At 68.0% G+C, this 15,152-nt stretch carries 16 protein-coding genes and 1 pseudogene; 4 read left to right on the top strand and 13 right to left on the bottom strand.

Translation table 11 applies throughout. The annotated features are described in order from the left end of the window. Nucleotides 1-83: 83 nt before the first annotated feature. From atpG to EDC25_RS10025, 8 genes are all read right to left on the bottom strand, one after another. Nucleotides 84-947 carry a F0F1 ATP synthase subunit gamma gene (gene atpG, locus EDC25_RS09990; protein WP_123521186.1) on the bottom strand — a complete coding sequence of 288 codons (864 nt, stop codon included), beginning with the start codon at nucleotides 945-947 and terminating at the stop codon, nucleotides 84-86. A gap of 117 nt (nucleotides 948-1,064) precedes the next feature. Then, entirely contained in the window at nucleotides 1,065-2,612 is a 1,548-nt protein-coding gene (gene atpA, locus EDC25_RS09995; RefSeq protein WP_132577471.1) for a F0F1 ATP synthase subunit alpha, read from the bottom strand. Between the two features lie 61 nt (nucleotides 2,613-2,673). Continuing rightward, on the bottom strand, nucleotides 2,674-3,210 hold the full coding sequence (locus tag EDC25_RS10000) for a F0F1 ATP synthase subunit delta (protein WP_123521187.1): 537 nt from the start codon (nucleotides 3,208-3,210) through the stop codon (nucleotides 2,674-2,676). A 4-nt stretch (nucleotides 3,211-3,214) separates the two neighbouring features. Then, nucleotides 3,215-3,685, bottom strand: coding sequence for a F0F1 ATP synthase subunit B (locus EDC25_RS10005; RefSeq protein WP_123521188.1), 471 nt, complete (start codon nucleotides 3,683-3,685; stop codon nucleotides 3,215-3,217). 116 nt (nucleotides 3,686-3,801) lie between these two features. Continuing rightward, on the bottom strand, nucleotides 3,802-4,083 hold the full coding sequence (gene atpE / locus EDC25_RS10010; RefSeq protein WP_123521189.1) for a F0F1 ATP synthase subunit C: 282 nt from the start codon (nucleotides 4,081-4,083) through the stop codon (nucleotides 3,802-3,804). Nucleotides 4,084-4,162: 79 nt separating this feature from the next. Beyond that, nucleotides 4,163-4,960, bottom strand: coding sequence for a F0F1 ATP synthase subunit A (gene atpB / locus EDC25_RS10015; protein ID WP_123521190.1), 798 nt, complete (start codon nucleotides 4,958-4,960; stop codon nucleotides 4,163-4,165). A 1-nt stretch (nucleotide 4,961) separates the two neighbouring features. After that, nucleotides 4,962-5,372 carry an ATP synthase subunit I gene (locus tag EDC25_RS10020; protein ID WP_132577472.1) on the bottom strand — a complete coding sequence of 137 codons (411 nt, stop codon included), beginning with the start codon at nucleotides 5,370-5,372 and terminating at the stop codon, nucleotides 4,962-4,964. Nucleotides 5,373-5,683: 311 nt separating this feature from the next. After that, entirely contained in the window at nucleotides 5,684-6,244 is a 561-nt protein-coding gene (locus EDC25_RS10025) for a YkvA family protein (protein ID WP_123521192.1), read from the bottom strand. Between the two features lie 173 nt (nucleotides 6,245-6,417). On the opposite strand from EDC25_RS10025, the gene EDC25_RS10030 reads away from it, so the two are divergent. After that, on the top strand, nucleotides 6,418-7,599 hold the full coding sequence (locus EDC25_RS10030; RefSeq protein WP_132577473.1) for a DesA family fatty acid desaturase: 1,182 nt from the start codon (nucleotides 6,418-6,420) through the stop codon (nucleotides 7,597-7,599). Between the two features lie 377 nt (nucleotides 7,600-7,976). Next, nucleotides 7,977-9,247, top strand: a pseudogene (locus EDC25_RS10035) (MFS transporter). Nucleotides 9,248-9,550: 303 nt separating this feature from the next. Here the strand turns inward: EDC25_RS10035 and rpmG are convergent. The 3 genes from rpmG to EDC25_RS10050 form a co-directional block, all read right to left on the bottom strand. Continuing rightward, a complete protein-coding gene (gene rpmG / locus EDC25_RS10040) occupies nucleotides 9,551-9,715 on the bottom strand; it encodes a 50S ribosomal protein L33 (protein ID WP_123521367.1) in 165 nt (54 codons plus the stop codon). Nucleotides 9,716-9,730: 15 nt separating this feature from the next. Further along, nucleotides 9,731-9,967 (bottom strand): 50S ribosomal protein L28, encoded by a 237-nt coding sequence (rpmB, locus tag EDC25_RS10045; RefSeq protein WP_123521366.1) that lies wholly within the window; start codon nucleotides 9,965-9,967, stop codon nucleotides 9,731-9,733. Nucleotides 9,968-10,305: 338 nt separating this feature from the next. Then, on the bottom strand, nucleotides 10,306-11,274 hold the full coding sequence (locus EDC25_RS10050; RefSeq protein WP_123521365.1) for a hypothetical protein: 969 nt from the start codon (nucleotides 11,272-11,274) through the stop codon (nucleotides 10,306-10,308). 120 nt (nucleotides 11,275-11,394) lie between these two features. Between EDC25_RS10050 and EDC25_RS10055 the strand changes: the two genes are divergently transcribed. After that, nucleotides 11,395-12,408, top strand: a complete 1,014-nt coding sequence (locus EDC25_RS10055; protein WP_132577474.1) for a DMT family transporter — start codon at nucleotides 11,395-11,397, stop codon at nucleotides 12,406-12,408. Nucleotides 12,409-12,610: 202 nt separating this feature from the next. Beyond that, entirely contained in the window at nucleotides 12,611-13,336 is a 726-nt protein-coding gene (locus EDC25_RS10060) for a CsgG/HfaB family protein (protein WP_123521363.1), read from the top strand. A gap of 103 nt (nucleotides 13,337-13,439) precedes the next feature. Here the strand turns inward: EDC25_RS10060 and bioC are convergent, their stop codons facing one another. Both bioC and bioH read right to left on the bottom strand, forming a co-directional pair. Next, the gene (gene bioC / locus EDC25_RS10065; RefSeq protein ID WP_123521362.1) at nucleotides 13,440-14,327 is read right to left on the bottom strand and encodes a malonyl-ACP O-methyltransferase BioC; all 888 of its coding nucleotides are present in this window, start codon (nucleotides 14,325-14,327) and stop codon (nucleotides 13,440-13,442) included. After that, nucleotides 14,324-15,112, bottom strand: coding sequence for a pimeloyl-ACP methyl ester esterase BioH (bioH, locus tag EDC25_RS10070; protein ID WP_123521370.1), 789 nt, complete (start codon nucleotides 15,110-15,112; stop codon nucleotides 14,324-14,326). The genes bioC and bioH overlap by 4 nt, the downstream gene beginning before the upstream one ends. Nucleotides 15,113-15,152 lie beyond the last annotated feature (40 nt).

Here is a 15,152-nt window from a genome sequence, read left to right on the forward strand (position 1 = left end):
GTTGTCCGCTTCGCGGGACCTTCCAAGCGCTGTCAGCGGCTCGTCCTGGTCCGGCGTCGCGGGTCCGAGTCCCGCTGTTGCTGTTACACCGCGGCGGCGCCGCCGACGATTTCCGAAATCTCCTGGGTGATCGCCGCCTGCCGCGCCTTGTTGTAGCTGAGGTTGAGCGTGTCGATGAGCTTGGTGGCGTTGTCGGAGGCCGACTTCATCGCCACCATGCGCGCGGCATGCTCGGACGCGAGGTTCTCCAGCACCGCCTGGTACACCAGCGACTCCACGTAACGGGTCAGCACCTGGTTGAGCACGGTCTCGGCGTCCGGCTCGTAGATGTAGTCCCAGTCATGGCGCGTTTCCAGCGCTTCCTCGACCGGCAGCGGCAGCAGCTGGTCGATGCGCGGCTTCTGCGCCATCGTGTTGATGAAGTCGTTGTAGCAGAGGAACACGCGGTCCAGGCGGGCTTCGCTGTAGCCGTCAAGCATGATCGACATGACGCCGACCAGCTGCTCCAGCTGCGGGCGCTCGCCCAGGTGCGTGACCGAACCCAGCAGGTTCACCTTCAGGCGGCGGAAGAACGCCGTCGCCTTCTGGCCGATGCAGACGACGTCCACTTCGACGCCCTGGTCCTGCCACGACTTCATGTCTGCGAGCAGGCGACGGAACAGCGTCGAGTTCAGGCCGCCGGCGAGGCCGCGGTCACTGGAAACGACGATGTAGCCGACGCGGCGCGTTTCCTCGCGCTGGGTCAGGAACGGGTGCACGAAATCGGTGTTGGCCTGGCCGATGTGGCTGATCAACTGCCGGATCAGGCGTGCGTACGGACGCGAGGCGCGCATGCGGTCCTGCGCCTTGCGGATCTTCGATGCCGAGACCATTTCCAGCGCGCGCGTCACCTTGCGGGTGTTCTGCACGCTCTTGATCTTGGTTTTGATTTCTCTGCCGCCAGCCATTGCTCTTCTCTCGGGACCCTTGTCGTGGGCGCGGCGTCGGGATGTCGATCCCTGCGGCCGCGGCCCGCGTCGTCCATGCAGTCCGGTGATCCGGCGAGCCGGATCCCGGGCCAATCCTTACCAGCTACCGGTTGCCTTGAAGTCCTCGATGACCTTCTTGAAGACGGCCTCGATGTCCTTGTCCCAGGCGCCGGTGTCGACGATCTTCTTCTCCAGCTCGCCCTGCGTGTGCGTCAGGTGCGCGTGCAGGCCGGATTCGAAGCTGGCGATCTTGTTCAGCGCCACGTCGTCCAGGTAACCCTCGTTGACGGCGTAGATGGACAGCGCCATCTGCGCGATCGACATCGGCGCGTACTGCTTCTGCTTCATCAGCTCGGTGACGCGCTGGCCGCGCTCGAGCTGCTTGCGGGTCGTCTCGTCGAGGTCGGAGGCGAACTGCGCGAACGCAGCCAGCTCGCGGTACTGGGCCAGGGCGATACGGATGCCGCCGGACAGCTTCTTCATGATCGTGGTCTGCGCGGCGCCACCGACGCGCGACACCGAGATACCGGCGTTCACGGCCGGGCGGATGCCGGCGTTGAACAGGTCGGTTTCCAGGAAGATCTGGCCGTCGGTGATCGAGATCACGTTGGTCGGGACGAACGCGGAGACGTCGCCGGCCTGGGTTTCGATGATCGGCAGCGCGGTCAGCGAGCCGGTCTTGCCCTTGATTTCGCCGTTGGTGAACTTCTCGACGTATTCCTCGTTGACGCGGGCCGCGCGCTCGAGCAGGCGGCTGTGCAGGTAGAACACGTCACCCGGATACGCCTCGCGGCCCGGCGGGCGGCGCAGCAGCAGGGAGATCTGGCGGTAGGCGACGGCCTGCTTGGACAGGTCGTCATAGACGATCAGCGCGTCTTCGCCGCGGTCGCGGAAGTACTCGCCCATGGTGCAGCCGGAGTAGGCGCTGATGTACTGCATCGCGGCCGACTCGGAAGCGGTGGCGGCGACGATGATGGTGTGGCCCATCGCGCCGTTCTCTTCCAGCTTGCGCACGACGTTGGCGATCGAGGAGGCCTTCTGGCCGATCGCCACGTAGATGCACTTAACGCCGGTGCCCTTCTGGTTGATGATGGCGTCGATGGCCATCGCGGTCTTGCCGGTCTGGCGGTCGCCGATGATCAGCTCGCGCTGGCCGCGGCCGACGGGGATCATCGAGTCGACCGACTTGTAACCGGTCTGCACCGGCTGCGACACGCTCTTGCGCCAGATCACGCCCGGCGCGACCTTCTCCACCGGTGCCGTGACCTTGGCGTTGATCGGGCCCTTGCCGTCGATCGGCTCGCCCAGCGCGTTGACGACGCGGCCGAGCAGTTCCGGACCGGTCGGCACTTCGAGGATGCGGCCGGTGGTCTTGACCTTGTCGCCTTCGCGCAGGTGCTCGTAGTCACCCAGGATCACCGCGCCGACGGAGTCGCGCTCCAGGTTCAGCGCCAGACCAAAGGTGTCGTTCGGGAACTCGATCATTTCGCCCTGCATCACGTCGGCCAGGCCGTGGATGCGGGCGATGCCGTCGGACACCGAGACGATGGTGCCTTCGTTGCGGGCCTCGGCACCGAGCTTGAACTGCGCGATGCGGTTCTTGATCAGCTCGGAGATTTCGGACGGGTTGAGTGTGCTTTGCATGGCTTGAGCCTCTGGTCCGGCGCCATTCCCGCGCGCCGCGTTCAATCGGAAATTCGTGGAATCAATGCGTCAACGCGCCGTGCAGCTTGGCCAGTCGCCCGCGCACGCTGCCGTCGATGACGACGTCGCCGGCGTCGATCACGGCGCCACCGATGACCGACGGGTCGATCTCGTTGCGCAGTTCGACCTCGCGGCCGAGGCGGCGGCGCAGGGCGGCCTTGAGGGTTTCCATCTGCGACGGCTCCAGGGCGACCGCCGAGAGCACGCTGGCCTTGACCACGCGTTCGGCGTCGGCACGCAGCAGCTCGTACTGCGCCGCGACCTGTGAGAGCAGCGGCAGGCGGCGGTTCTCGGCGAGCGTGGCCAGGAAGCGTCCATAGACGCCGTCCGGCGTGTCACCTTCCGGCAGCAGCAGCTGCACCTGCTCGGCCTGGCTCAGGCCCGGATGGGCCAGGTACGCGGCGACCCGCTCGTCCTCGGCGATGGTCGCCGAGAACAGCAGGCGCTGCGACCAGTCGGCCAGGACGCCATCGGCCCGCGCCAGCTCGAAGGCGGCACGGGCGTAGGGACGGGCCAGGGTCTGGGCGTTCGCGCTCATGTCGTCAGATCTCGCTGGCCAGCTCTTCGATCAGCGCGCGATGCGCCGCGGCGTCGATCTCGCGACGGACGATCTTCTCGGCGCCCAGGACGGCCAGGCCGCCCAGCTGGGTGCGCAGGTTCTCGCGCGCCGACTGCAGCATGCTGCCGATCTCGGCTTCCGCCGCCGCCTTCTGGCGCACGGCCTCGGCGAGGGCGTCAGCCTTGGCCTTGTCGAGGATCTGGTTCGCCTGCGCGTGGGCGCGGTCGAGGATCTCGGCGGCCTTCGAGCGGGCGGCCTTGATCTCTTCCTCGACACGCTGGTCGGCGGCGGCGAGGTCGGCCTTCGCACGGTCGGCGGCGGCCAGGCCCTCGGCGATCTTCTGCTGGCGCTCCTCGATGGCCTTGAGCAGCGGCGGCCAGACGACGGTGGCGATCAGCCAGATCAGGCCGGCAAAGGCCAACGCCTGGGCGATAAGGGTCAGATTGAGGTTCATGGGTGCGCTCTGCCTGTGATCAGGAGCCGGACGACGCGATCGCCGCGCGGCTCCATGTTTGCCTGGCGCCGCGCGGCCCGGCGAGCGGGTTGCGCGGCGCGTCCGTCACGGCCGGATCAGCCGACGGCGAGGCCGCCCACCAGGAACGGGCTGGCGAAGGCGAACAGCAGGCCGACGGCGACCGAGATGATGAACGCGGCGTCGATCAGGCCGGCGGTGATGAACATGCGGACCTGCAGGACCGGGATCAGCTCCGGCTGGCGGGCAGCGGACTCGAGGAACTTGCCGGCCATGATGGCCAGACCCAGGCCGGCGCCCAGCGCGGCCAGGCCGATCATGATGCCAATGGCCAGAACGGTGGAGGCCTGGACGGAAGCGAGGGCGGTCAAAGTTTCCATGGTTTTCTCCGAAACGGATTGCTTGGTAAAGGTGGTGAAAGGAGGTGGAACAGGGAACGCGGGGTCGTGCCGCCCGGACTCAGTGCGAGTCCTCGGACAGGCTCAGGTAAACGATCGACAGCATCATGAAAATGAACGCCTGCAGCGGGATCACCAGCAGGTGGAAGATCATCCAGCCCAGGCCGAAGGTGGCGCCGCCGAGCAGGCCAAGCAGGCCGGCGCCGCCGAGCACCCAGATCAGCAGGAAGACGATCTCGCCGCCGAACATGTTGCCGAACAGTCGCATCGCCAGCGAAATCGGCTTGCTCAGCCATTCGACGATGTTGAGGATGAGGTTGAAAGGCATCATCCACTTGCCGAACGGCGCGGTCAGGAATTCCTTGGTGAATCCGCCCAGTCCCTTGGAACGCAGGGCGAAGAACAGCATGAGGAAGAACACGCTGATCGACAGGCCGAGGGTGGCATTGACGTCGGCGGTCGGCACCGGCTTCCAGTATTCGACGCCAACCCAGGACAGCGGCACGGCGATGAAATCCGCAGGGATGAACTTCAGCATGTTCATCAGCAGGATCCAGAAGAACAGCGTGATCGCGATCGGCGTCACCAGCTTGCTGGCGCCGTGGTAGGTGTCACGCGCCTGCTTGTCGACGAATTCGAGCATGATCTCGACGAAGGCCTGCCACTTGCCCGGCACCCCGGCGGTCGCCTTGCGCGTGCCCAGCCAGAACAGCATGACGACCAGCAGGCCCATCACCAGCGAGGTGACCAGGGTGTCCACGTGCAGCGTCATGAAGCTGCCCTCGCCGACCTGCGCCGTGAGGTTCTGCAGGTGGTGCTGGATGTACGAGGTCGGGGTCAGTTCGCCGTGAGCTGCCATGTCAGTGAGCCTTGCTTGCCTGCGGCCGGCCAGTCATGGCCAGCATCTGCGCTACCAGGGCGGCGATGACGCCGGTCAGGACCGGCATCGGTGGCAGCCCCAGCGCCACGCCGGCCGCCAGTCCACCGATCACCACCACCCACTTCAACATCAAACCGGTCAGCAGCCTTCCGACTGCGCCTGATGAGGACTGCACGCCACCGCCGAGGGCGATGCGGCCGAACAGCCAGGCGCCCGTCACGACCACCAGCCCGCCGACGGCGGCGGCCAGTGCCCAGAAGGCGCCCTTGATCAGCCAGGGCAGCGATGCCACCAGGATGGCGATATGCCAGGGCCCCAATCCACGGCTCGCGGGCATGCCCCTCGGGGCGCCGGCGCTGGCTCGGTTGGATTGCGACATCGGCATGACCATCTAAACCTGTGAGCGGACGCACGATGCGCGGCTCCGCCTGTGCGTGGCCGGTCGGTGGCTGCCGGCCCGCCCCGGGATGGCCAGGGTGGCGGCGCTACGCGACGCGACATTCGCGCCGGTTCCGGGCAGCCCGATACCACCTGGGCCGGCCGGTCCCGCAATGCGGGTCGGTGGCTCGGGTGGAATGGACAATTCGGAACAGGCTGCTGTGAAGCAGCGGAATTATAGCAGCCGTTTTCAGCGCCGGGGAAGTGGCGAAGGTCCGCAGCCTGAACGGCCGCGGACCGTCAAACGGTGGTTCTCAGCCGGTTTCAGCGCGTGGTGAACAGCGAGAACGGGCTGGTGCTGGCGTAGGTGCCGGCGTTGGCACGGCGGCGGCGCATGCGATCCATCAGTTCGTCGCGGCGCTGGGTCAGCCAGGCGTCGCGGTGCATGCCGCCGGTGTCGCCGCCACGGGACGCCTCGGAGGCGCGGAACACGCAGAACTCGCCGTAGGCCTCCAGCTCGTGGCGCAGTTCGCGGAGCACCAGCTCGATCATGATGGCGTCGTCGAGGAAGCCGAACACCGGCAGGGCGTCGGGGATGTCGTCGTGCGGCTCGGCGAAGTAGCTCAACGCGCCCAGCGCGCGGCTGCGCTCCTCCTCGTTCAACGGCCAGGCTTCGTCCTGCACCATGGTGATGAGTGCGACCAGCCGGCGCATGCGCTCGGCGACGAAGTCGGGCACGCGCGTCGCACGCACGCGCTCCAGCAGCGCGGTGGCGTGGGCGCAGACCTCCGGGGCGGACAGCCCCGAATTGCGCGCAACCGCCTGCTGCATGGCACGGCGGAAGTGCTCAAGGTCTTCGTTGTTGAGGTTGATGGTGATTTCCACGGCACAGCTCCGGTTGCCTGGGCAAGGCGGGAAGCGTATCGGTGAGGGTGCGGCAGCGTCAATGCGCCGCCGGACGATCCAGCGTGAAGCCCAGTGCACCGGCGCAAGCCTGCAATCCGCTGGTCACGCCATATCCAGCTATAGTGGCCGCTCAGTCCTTCTGCAGAACACACATGCTCGACACGCTTCTCTCGTTCCTCGATGGCGGCCTTACCGGCGCCTCGCTCCCCTGGATGCTGCTCTACTTCGCGATCGCGGCGCAGCTGACCATCCTTTCGGTCACCCTCTACCTGCACCGTTGCCAGGCCCATCGCGGCGTCGACCTGCACGGCCTGGTCAGCCATCCCTGCCGCCTGTGGCTGTGGATGAGCACGGGCATGAACACCAAGGAGTGGGTGGCGATCCACCGCAAGCACCACGCCCGTTGCGAGACGCCCGAGGATCCGCACAGCCCGCAGTTCCACGGCATCGGCAAGGTCGTGGTCCACGGCGTCGCGCTCTACACGGAAGCGGCGAAGGACGGGAACATCCTTGACCAGTTCGGCCACGGCACGCCGGACGACTGGATCGAGCGCAAGGTGTACAGCCGCTTCAAGATCCTCGGCCCAGCCCTGCTGCTGCTGATCAACTTCGCCGCTTTCGGCGTCGCCGGCATCGCGGTGTGGGCGCTGCAGATGCTGGTCATCCCCATCCTCGCCGCCGGCCTGGTCAACGGCCTCGGCCACTGGTGGGGCTACCGCAACTTCGATACCGACGACCGCTCGCACAACCTGACGCCGTGGGCGGTGCTGCTGGGTGGCGAGGAACTTCACAACAACCACCATGCGTTCCCGAGCTCGGCGCGTTTCGCACTGCGCCGTGGCGAGTTCGACATCGGCTGGATGGTGCTGCGCGCGCTGTCGGTGCTGCGCCTGGCGAAGATCCGTCGCGTCGCACCGGTGCTTGAACGCCACGAGGTCAGCGGCCAGGCCGACCACGAAACGCTGCGCGCCGTGCTGGTGCACCGCTTCCAGGTCATGACCGACTACTTCCGCAATGTCGTCGTGCCGGTGGTGCAGGAAGAAGCCCAGCGCGCCGGCGCGTCGATGCGCCGCTGGCGCCGCCAGGCACGCAAGGCGCTCGCCTTCCAGAGCCGCCTTGAGGGCGCGGACCAGCGCTGGTTCTCGCGTCGCCCGACGCTGCACACGGTGTGGGAGTTCCGCCAGCGCCTCCGGTCGCTGTACGAGCGCCGCGGCGTCGGTGGCGAGCACCTTCTGAAGGCGCTGCAGGAGTGGTGCCATGATGCGGAAGCCACGGGCATCCGCGCGCTGCAGCAGTTCGCGGACCGCCTCAAGGGTTACCGCCTGGCGGGCTGACCGCCGCCGGCCATCACCACACACTTCCGCTGCGGCGACGGTTTCCGTCGCCGCAGCTGTTTCGGGGCCCACGCGCAATGCATCGCACAGGTCCGGCCTTCCCGATCCTCCCTACCCGGTGCCGGACCCGCTGCGGCGTCCTCCACCAGTTCGGCATCTCTGGTCAGCGACCGCGAACGGATCGCTGCGGTGCCACGAGACCGTCCCGCGTCGCGCCGCGCGCCATCATCCCCTTCGTGTTTCCGCCCGTGTCGCTCCCGTGCGTGGCGGGATCTTCGAGGACCACGCGCACACGACCTCGCCCTTTGCCGTTCCCTGCTGCCGACGCTGCGGCTTTCCTGCGACACTGCCGCCTTTCCGGTCCGCGCAGCCATTCCATGACGTCGCAGCAGGTCAACACGCCCCGGCGCGTGCTCTTCGCCAGTCTGATCGGCACCACGATCGAATTCTTCGACTTCTACATCTACGCCACCGCGGCGGTGCTGGTGTTCCCGACGCTGTTCTTCCCGTCCAGCGACCCGACCTCGGCGACGCTGCAGTCGTTCGCGACCTTCGCGCTGGCGTTCTTCGCGCGGCCGGTGGGCTCGGCACTGTTCGGGCATTTCGGCGACCGGGTCGGCCGCAAGGCGACCCTGGTCGCGGCGCTGATGACGATGGGCATCTCCACGGTGCTGATCGGACTGCTGCCGACCCATGCGCAGATCGGCGTCGCCGCGCCATTGCTGCTGGCGCTGTGCCGGTTGGGCCAGGGCCTGGGGCTTGGTGGCGAATGGGGTGGCGCGGTGCTGCTGGCGGTCGAGAACGCGCCCCCGCAGAAGCGGGCCTGGTACGGCATGTTCCCGCAGCTGGGCGCGCCACTGGGTTTCCTGTTCGCGAACGGCTCGTTCCTGTTGCTGGCAGCAACCCTGGACCAGGCGCAGTTCATGGCCTGGGGCTGGCGCGTGCCGTTCATCGCCAGCGCCCTGCTGGTTGGGGTCGGCCTGTGGGTACGACTGAGCCTGCACGAGACGCCTGCCTTTGCCGAGGCGATCGCGCGCAACGAACGCGTGCGCGTGCCGATGATGGATGTGCTGCGCCGCGACCCGCTGGAGCTTGTGCTGGGCACGCTCGGCGCCACCGTCACCTTCGTGGTGTTCTACCTGATGACAGTGTTCACGCTGAGCTGGGCAACCCAGCAGCTGGGCTATTCGCGCACGGAATTCCTGCAGATGCAGATGGGCGCGGTGCTGATGTTCGCGCTGCTGGTACCGGTTTCGGCGCTGGTTGCCGACCGCTGGGGTGCGCTGCGCACGCTGATGCTGGCGGCGACACTGATCGCGCTGTTCGGACTGTTGTACGGTCCGTGGTTCCTGGGCGGCAGCCACGGCAGGGTCTTCGCCATGCTCGCCACCGGCTTCGTGCTGATCGGCATGACCTATGGGCCGCTCGGCACCGCGCTGGCGGCCCGCTGGCCGACCGCGGTGCGCTACACCGGCGCCTCCCTGACCTTCAACCTGGCCGGTATCGTCGGCGCCTCGCTGGCGCCCTACGTCGCGACCTGGCTGGCGCAACGCCACGCATCGCCGCCGTCGGCTACTACCTGAGCGCGGCCGCGGTGTTGTCGCTGGTGGCACTGGCGTGGATGGCAAAGCGGCCGCGCAGCGGCTGATCGGGCTATGCCTGCGGGCAGGCCCTGCCGATGCATGCGGGGAACGCCTGCCCTGGATTCCGCTGGCGTGTGCAACCGCCCGTGACCGGCACCGATCTGCGCGTTCCTTCGCGCGGTCCGTGCAGGTCGCGCAGACGCGTTGCTTGCCGGAAAACCACAGGACGGCGCGGCGGCGCAGCCCAGGATCCCGGCGTTTGCCCGGATGGTTGGTGGCAACAGCCGGAAAACAGAAAGCCCGCCTTGCGGCGGGCTTTCCGGATCCCCGCCTTCGCGGGGAGGACTCGTGGCGCCAGGCGCCTCAAGTCACTTGATCTTGCCTTCCTTGTAGATCACGTGCTTGCGGGCAACGGGATCGTACTTCTTGATCTCGATCTTGTTCGGGGTGTTCTTCTTGTTCTTGTCGGTCGTGTAGAAATGACCGGTGCCTTCAGAAGAAATCAGGCGGATCTTGTCGCGCTTGGAAGCCATGGTCGCGTCTCCTGATCAGATGCGTTCGCCGCGCGCACGCAGCTCGGCCAGCACCGAATCGATGCCCTTCTTGTCGATCGTACGCAGGGCGTGGTTGGACACGCGCAGCGACACGTAACGGTTCTCGCTCGCCACCCAGAACCGGTGCTCATGCAGGTTCGGCAGGAAGCGGCGGCGGGTCTTGTTGTTGGCGTGGGACACGTTGTTACCGGTCTGCACGCGCTTACCGGACACCTGGCAGACTCTGGCCATGGGAAACCTCGAAGACGAAAAGGGATACCGCCAGATGGCGGAAAGGCGCGGGATTATGCACGGCCCTGGCCGGAAATGCAACCTGTCCGCACTGATCGCATGACGCACCGTCAGTTACGGATCGGGATTTCGCGGTCAGCTCAACGGGTGCCGCTCAAGGCGTCGGGCCAAAAAAGGCTGACGCCCGGTCAGGTTTCAGGAACAGGGGGGAATCCTTGCAACCGTGGGGGACCGGGCGTCAGTGTTTGGTTGAACACGAAACGGAGCCGACTATAGCCCTGCCCGCTCCAACCCATTGCAAACATTTGTAAACCCAATGCATTCAAACACTTGAGGTGTCACCGTTCGTCGCGATCCCGGCTCCGCGAGGGCGTCCTGCGGGCCTCCCCAGCGGCGCGTGGTGAAGGCGTGGACGGCGTCGGCCGCTCCAGCCTCGGCGCCGGCGTGCCGCGCGTTTCCGTCCGCGGTGCCCGGCCCGGCGTGGCGGGCGTGAAGGTGCGTTCCCGGGGCATGCTCTCCGGCATCACCTGGCCGCGCATCGGCCGCTCCGGTGCCGGCAGGCCACGCCCGCGTCCCGCGTCAGGCAACGCGGAGCCGCCGCTTCGCCACGGCCGTTCGCGGGCGGGCGCCGGTCCGAAGGCGTCGCTGCCGAGGACAGGCAGGCCGCTTCGCCCCCGCTCGCGGTCGCGGGGAACGTAGTTGCGTGAAGGCAGACCACTTTCGTACCCGCGCTGTCCCGATGACGAAGCCGCCGCGCCGCGTGACGGATAGGCGCCGGTCGCACCCATGTTGCCGGCACGATGGCGGATCGGCACCGCGGCACCGCCCGTTCGGCCCATCCGGGACATGCGTTCGGCCGCGTTGCGGGCACTGCCGAAGCGGGCTGGATCATTGCCGGCGTTCGACTGCGTGCCGGCCCGGCGGCCGGCCATGCGGCGGTCCAGATGGTCGGTGCCGCGGTGCGGCTGGTAGCGCCACCAGTCGTAGTAGTGGTCCCAGTAGCTGCCGTAGTACGGCGAATACGGATGCCAGTGCCGCCACGCATACCAGGACGACCAGCCCATGCCCCAGCCGTAGTAGCGCGGGAAGTAGGTGACGCCGTAATGGAAGTGCGGATAGAAGAACGGGTCGTAATAGCTGTAGCGCAGACCCCAGAACAGCGAATCGTAAGGGTCGTACCACCGCACGTCCCGTTCATATCCGTAGTAGTAGTCGCCGCTGCCGCCGTAATACCCGTAGTCACGGTGCTCGACGGTGGTGCAGGCCGCCAGTGCGGCGGCGAACAGGATGATGACGAGCCGGCGCATGCGACACTCCCTCCTCGGGTTGTCGGCCAACCGTAGGCGTGCCGCGTTGAATAGCTACTGAATCGATTGTTGCCTGTCTGGGCCGGTGCTAGCGTGCGCGGCCACTCTCTGGAAACGGCCATGGCCACCCACACCACTTCCGGTCGCTGGCAGCTCGGGCTGAGCCTGGCCCTGCTGACGGCCGGCCTTTGGGCAACGCTGCCCGCGGCGCTCAAGATCGCCCTGGGCAGCCTGGACGCATTGACGCTGACCTGGGTGCGGTTCCTGTTCGCGTTCATCGTGCTCGGCGCGTGGCTGGGCGTGCGCGGACGGTTGGGCGGGCTGCGGCGGCTGCCCGGGCGCCACTGGCTCCTGCTGCTGTTTGCCGCGGCGGCGCTGATGGGCAATTACCTGCTCTACCTGCTCGGCGTGCAGTTCACCACGCCCGGCAATGCCCAGCTGCTGATCCAGGCGGCGCCGCTGCTGATGGCGCTGGGCGGCATCGCCGTATTCGGCGAGCGCTACTCGACCGGCCAATGGCTCGGCATGGTCGCGATCGTGGTCGGGCTGTGCCTGTTCTTCGCCGACCAGCTGGGCGGTGGCGACGGCAACCGGCATTACGTGTTCGGCAGCACGCTTGTCCTGCTGGGCGCGCTGTCGTGGGCACTGTATGCGCTGGCGCAGAAGCAGCTGCTCAACCGCCTGGGATCGGCGACGATCCTGGTGGTGATCTACGCCGCCGCCAGCGTGGTGCTGGCGCCGTTCGCCGACCTCGGTGCCGTGCTGGCGCTGGCCGGCGTGCCGCTGTGGATGGTGCTGTTCGCGGCGGTGAACACGCTGGCTGCCTACGGTGCTTTCGCCGAGGCGCTTGCGCACTGGGAGGCCTCTCGCGTCAGCGCCATTCTCGCGCTGACGCCCCTTCTGGCGATGGCCACGGTTGAGCTCGTCCACCGGTCGCTGCCGCACCTGCTCGGCGGCGAATCCATCCACACGCTGGGCTGGATCGGTGCCGCCATGGTGGTGGCCGGCTCCTGCATGAGCGCACTGCTGAAGCGCCGCGTCAGCACGCCGCTGGCGGCCCCCACCGGCAGCGAAGGCACCGCCGAAACCCCGGTTGCCGAAGCCGGATCCGACCGCCCTGCGAATGTCGGCTGAATGCGGCCGACCTGCTGTGACGTGTTTCCCTTCGTTTCCACGTTTCTAACAAGCAATGCCGGACCGGCGCCGGCCCCGTCCGACGTCCCGGTGGCCTCTGGCGCTAGAATCGCCGTTGCCGAGACGATTAGGCTGGGTCGCCACCGGCAACGAGCCGCCACACGGCGGTACGGATTCGTCTTAACTTTGGGAGTCACCGAACATGAACAAGTTGCTAGTTGCCGGCATCCTCGCCCTTGTCGGCCTGGGCACCACCTCCGCCGCGTACGCACAGCGCGGCAATCACCGCCCGGTCGTCGCCGTGGCCGATTTCCAGAACGACACCGGCGCCGGCTGGTGGCGTGGCGGCGTTGGCCGCGAGCTGGGCAGCATGCTGGCCAATGAGCTGTCCTCGACGGGTGACTTCCGCGTCGTCGAACGCGAGAAGCTGGGCGCCGTGCTGTCCGAGCAGGACCTGGCCGCGTCCGGCCGCGTGCGTTCCGGCACCGGCGCCGCCACCGGCGAGCTGACCGGCGCGCAGTACCTGATCATGGGCACGGTGTCCGCCTATGAGGAAAACACCGCCAGCACCGGTGGCGGCGTCAGCTTCCGCGGCATCTCCTTGGGCGGCAAGCGCAGCGAGGCCTATCTGGCCGTCGACCTGCGTGTCGTCGATGCCAGCACCGGCGAAGTGGCCTTCTCGCGCACTGTCGAGGGCCGCAGCAGCGGCGGCGGCGTCAGCGTCGGCGTGTTCCGCGGCGGCTTTGGTGGCAGCCTGGCCAACGAGCGCAATACGCCGGCCGGCAAGGCCATCCGCGCGGCGCTGGTCGAGATCACCGACTACCTCAGCTGCGCCATGGTGCAGCAGAGCCGCGGCTGCGAAGCCGAGTACCAGGAAAAGGAAAACCGCCGCCGCGACAGCAACCGTCGCGGACTGCGCCTGGACTGACCCGTCCGGACCTCCGATGCACGCAACGACGCCCGCCTTGTGCGGGCGTCGTCATGTCCGGATCACGGATCGGGTGCCGGACGCCCGGCGGATCGCGCGAGGATCAGCCGGCAGGCCGTGGCGGTCGCCGCTGGATGGCGCTCACCGGAATCGTCGCGATCTCGCCTGCGGCACTGCGGCGCGGCTGACCTGCCTGCGGCGCACGCGCCTGTACGTAGATGACCTCGTAGGTGGCTGGCAGCCGGCCGTCCTCGTCACGGCGCAACCCATAGTGTTCCCGCATCGCCTGCCACGCCTGCCGACCGGCCAGTCCGCGCGGACGATCGCTGCGGGCATTGTTGGCGCCGATGGCGCGCAGTTCGCCAACCAGGTCATCCACGGCCGCGTAGCTCAGGGTGAACAGGTCGCGGTCGAGAACCGGATCGCGGAAACCCTGCGCCATCACCAGGTCACCGAGCACGGCGATGCCGGGAAAACTGCTGACCTGCGCCATGCGGCCGGCCGCAGCCCAGGCTTCGCGCAGTTCCAGCAGCGTGTCCGGTCCGAACGTTGCCAGCAGCAGGCGACCACCGGGACGCAGCACGCGACGGAATTCATCCAGGGCCGCGGGAAGGTCGTCCACCCATTGCAGGCACAGGCTGGAAAAAAGCAGGTCGACGCTGCCGTCGGGCAGTGGCAGCGCGCAGGCATCGGCGCAGGCGACCGGCAGCGAACGCCAGAAGCCGCCGGCCTTGCGTGCCCGCCTCAGCATCGGCAGCGCCAGGTCGATGCCGAGCACGGAGCCCCGGCGATAGCGCTGGCGCAGCATCGACAGCGCGCGACCCGGTCCGCAGCCGACATCGACGATGCGCTGCGGCTCCGGTTGCAGCGACAGTGCGGATTCCAGCAGTCGCGATTCCACTTCGTGCTGCAGCACGGCGACCTCGTCGTAGCGGTCGGCGGCGGCGGCGAAGCGCGCGCGCAGCAGGCGGCGGTCGTAACGCGGCATCATGCGGCAGCGCCTCCGCCGTCGTCGTCGGCGGCGCCGGCCAGTTCATCCAGCGCCTGCGCGATCAGGGCCGAATGATGGAGGAAGGGCGCATGCCCGGCGCCGGCGATCACCCGTTCGCGAGCCCGCGGCGCCAGTGCGGCCGCAGCGCGCAGGGCCTCTGCCGGCACCAGGCGGTCGCGGCGACCGCCGATCCACAGGCTGGGCATGTGCAGCATCGGCAGCGCGGCGCGCAGGTCGGTCTGTTCCAGCCATTCCAGACCACGCGCAAGCACCTGCGACGAGGGCTCGCCGTGGTCGAAGGCCTGCGCGCGCAGGTCGCGCAGTTCGTCCTGCGCGTGCGCGCTGCCCACCACTTCCAGCGCAAGGAAGCGCTCGACCGTGCCGCGCCAGTCTTGCGCCAGGTCCTGGGCGAAGAGCTTGAAGACCGCGGCATCGACGGCGTGCGGCCAGTCATCGGCCACGACGAAGCGCGGCGAGCCGGCGAGCACCGCCAGTGCCGGCACCCGGTCCGGCGCCGAAATGGCCGCCTGCTGCGCGACCAGTGCGCCCAGCGACCAGCCCAGCCAGACCGCGCGCGGCAGGCGCGCCAGCAGCCCGGCGGCCAGGTCGGCGGGTGTCTCCGGCATTGCGATCTGGCGGCTGCGTCCATGGCCCGGCAGGTCGACGATATGCACCGTCCAGCGTGATTCCAGCTGTTCGCGCAGCGGCCGGAAGATGCCGCCATGCATGCCCCAGCCATGCAGCAGGACGAGGTCCGGGCCGGTGCCCGTGGTTTCGATGAACACGTCGGAATCGAGCAGTTGAGGGATACAGGCGACGCCGGAA

Origin of the sequence: Pseudofulvimonas gallinarii (assembly GCF_004343305.1) — a bacterium.
In the GTDB taxonomy this organism is placed as follows: Bacteria; Pseudomonadota; Gammaproteobacteria; order Xanthomonadales; family UBA2363; genus Pseudofulvimonas; species Pseudofulvimonas gallinarii.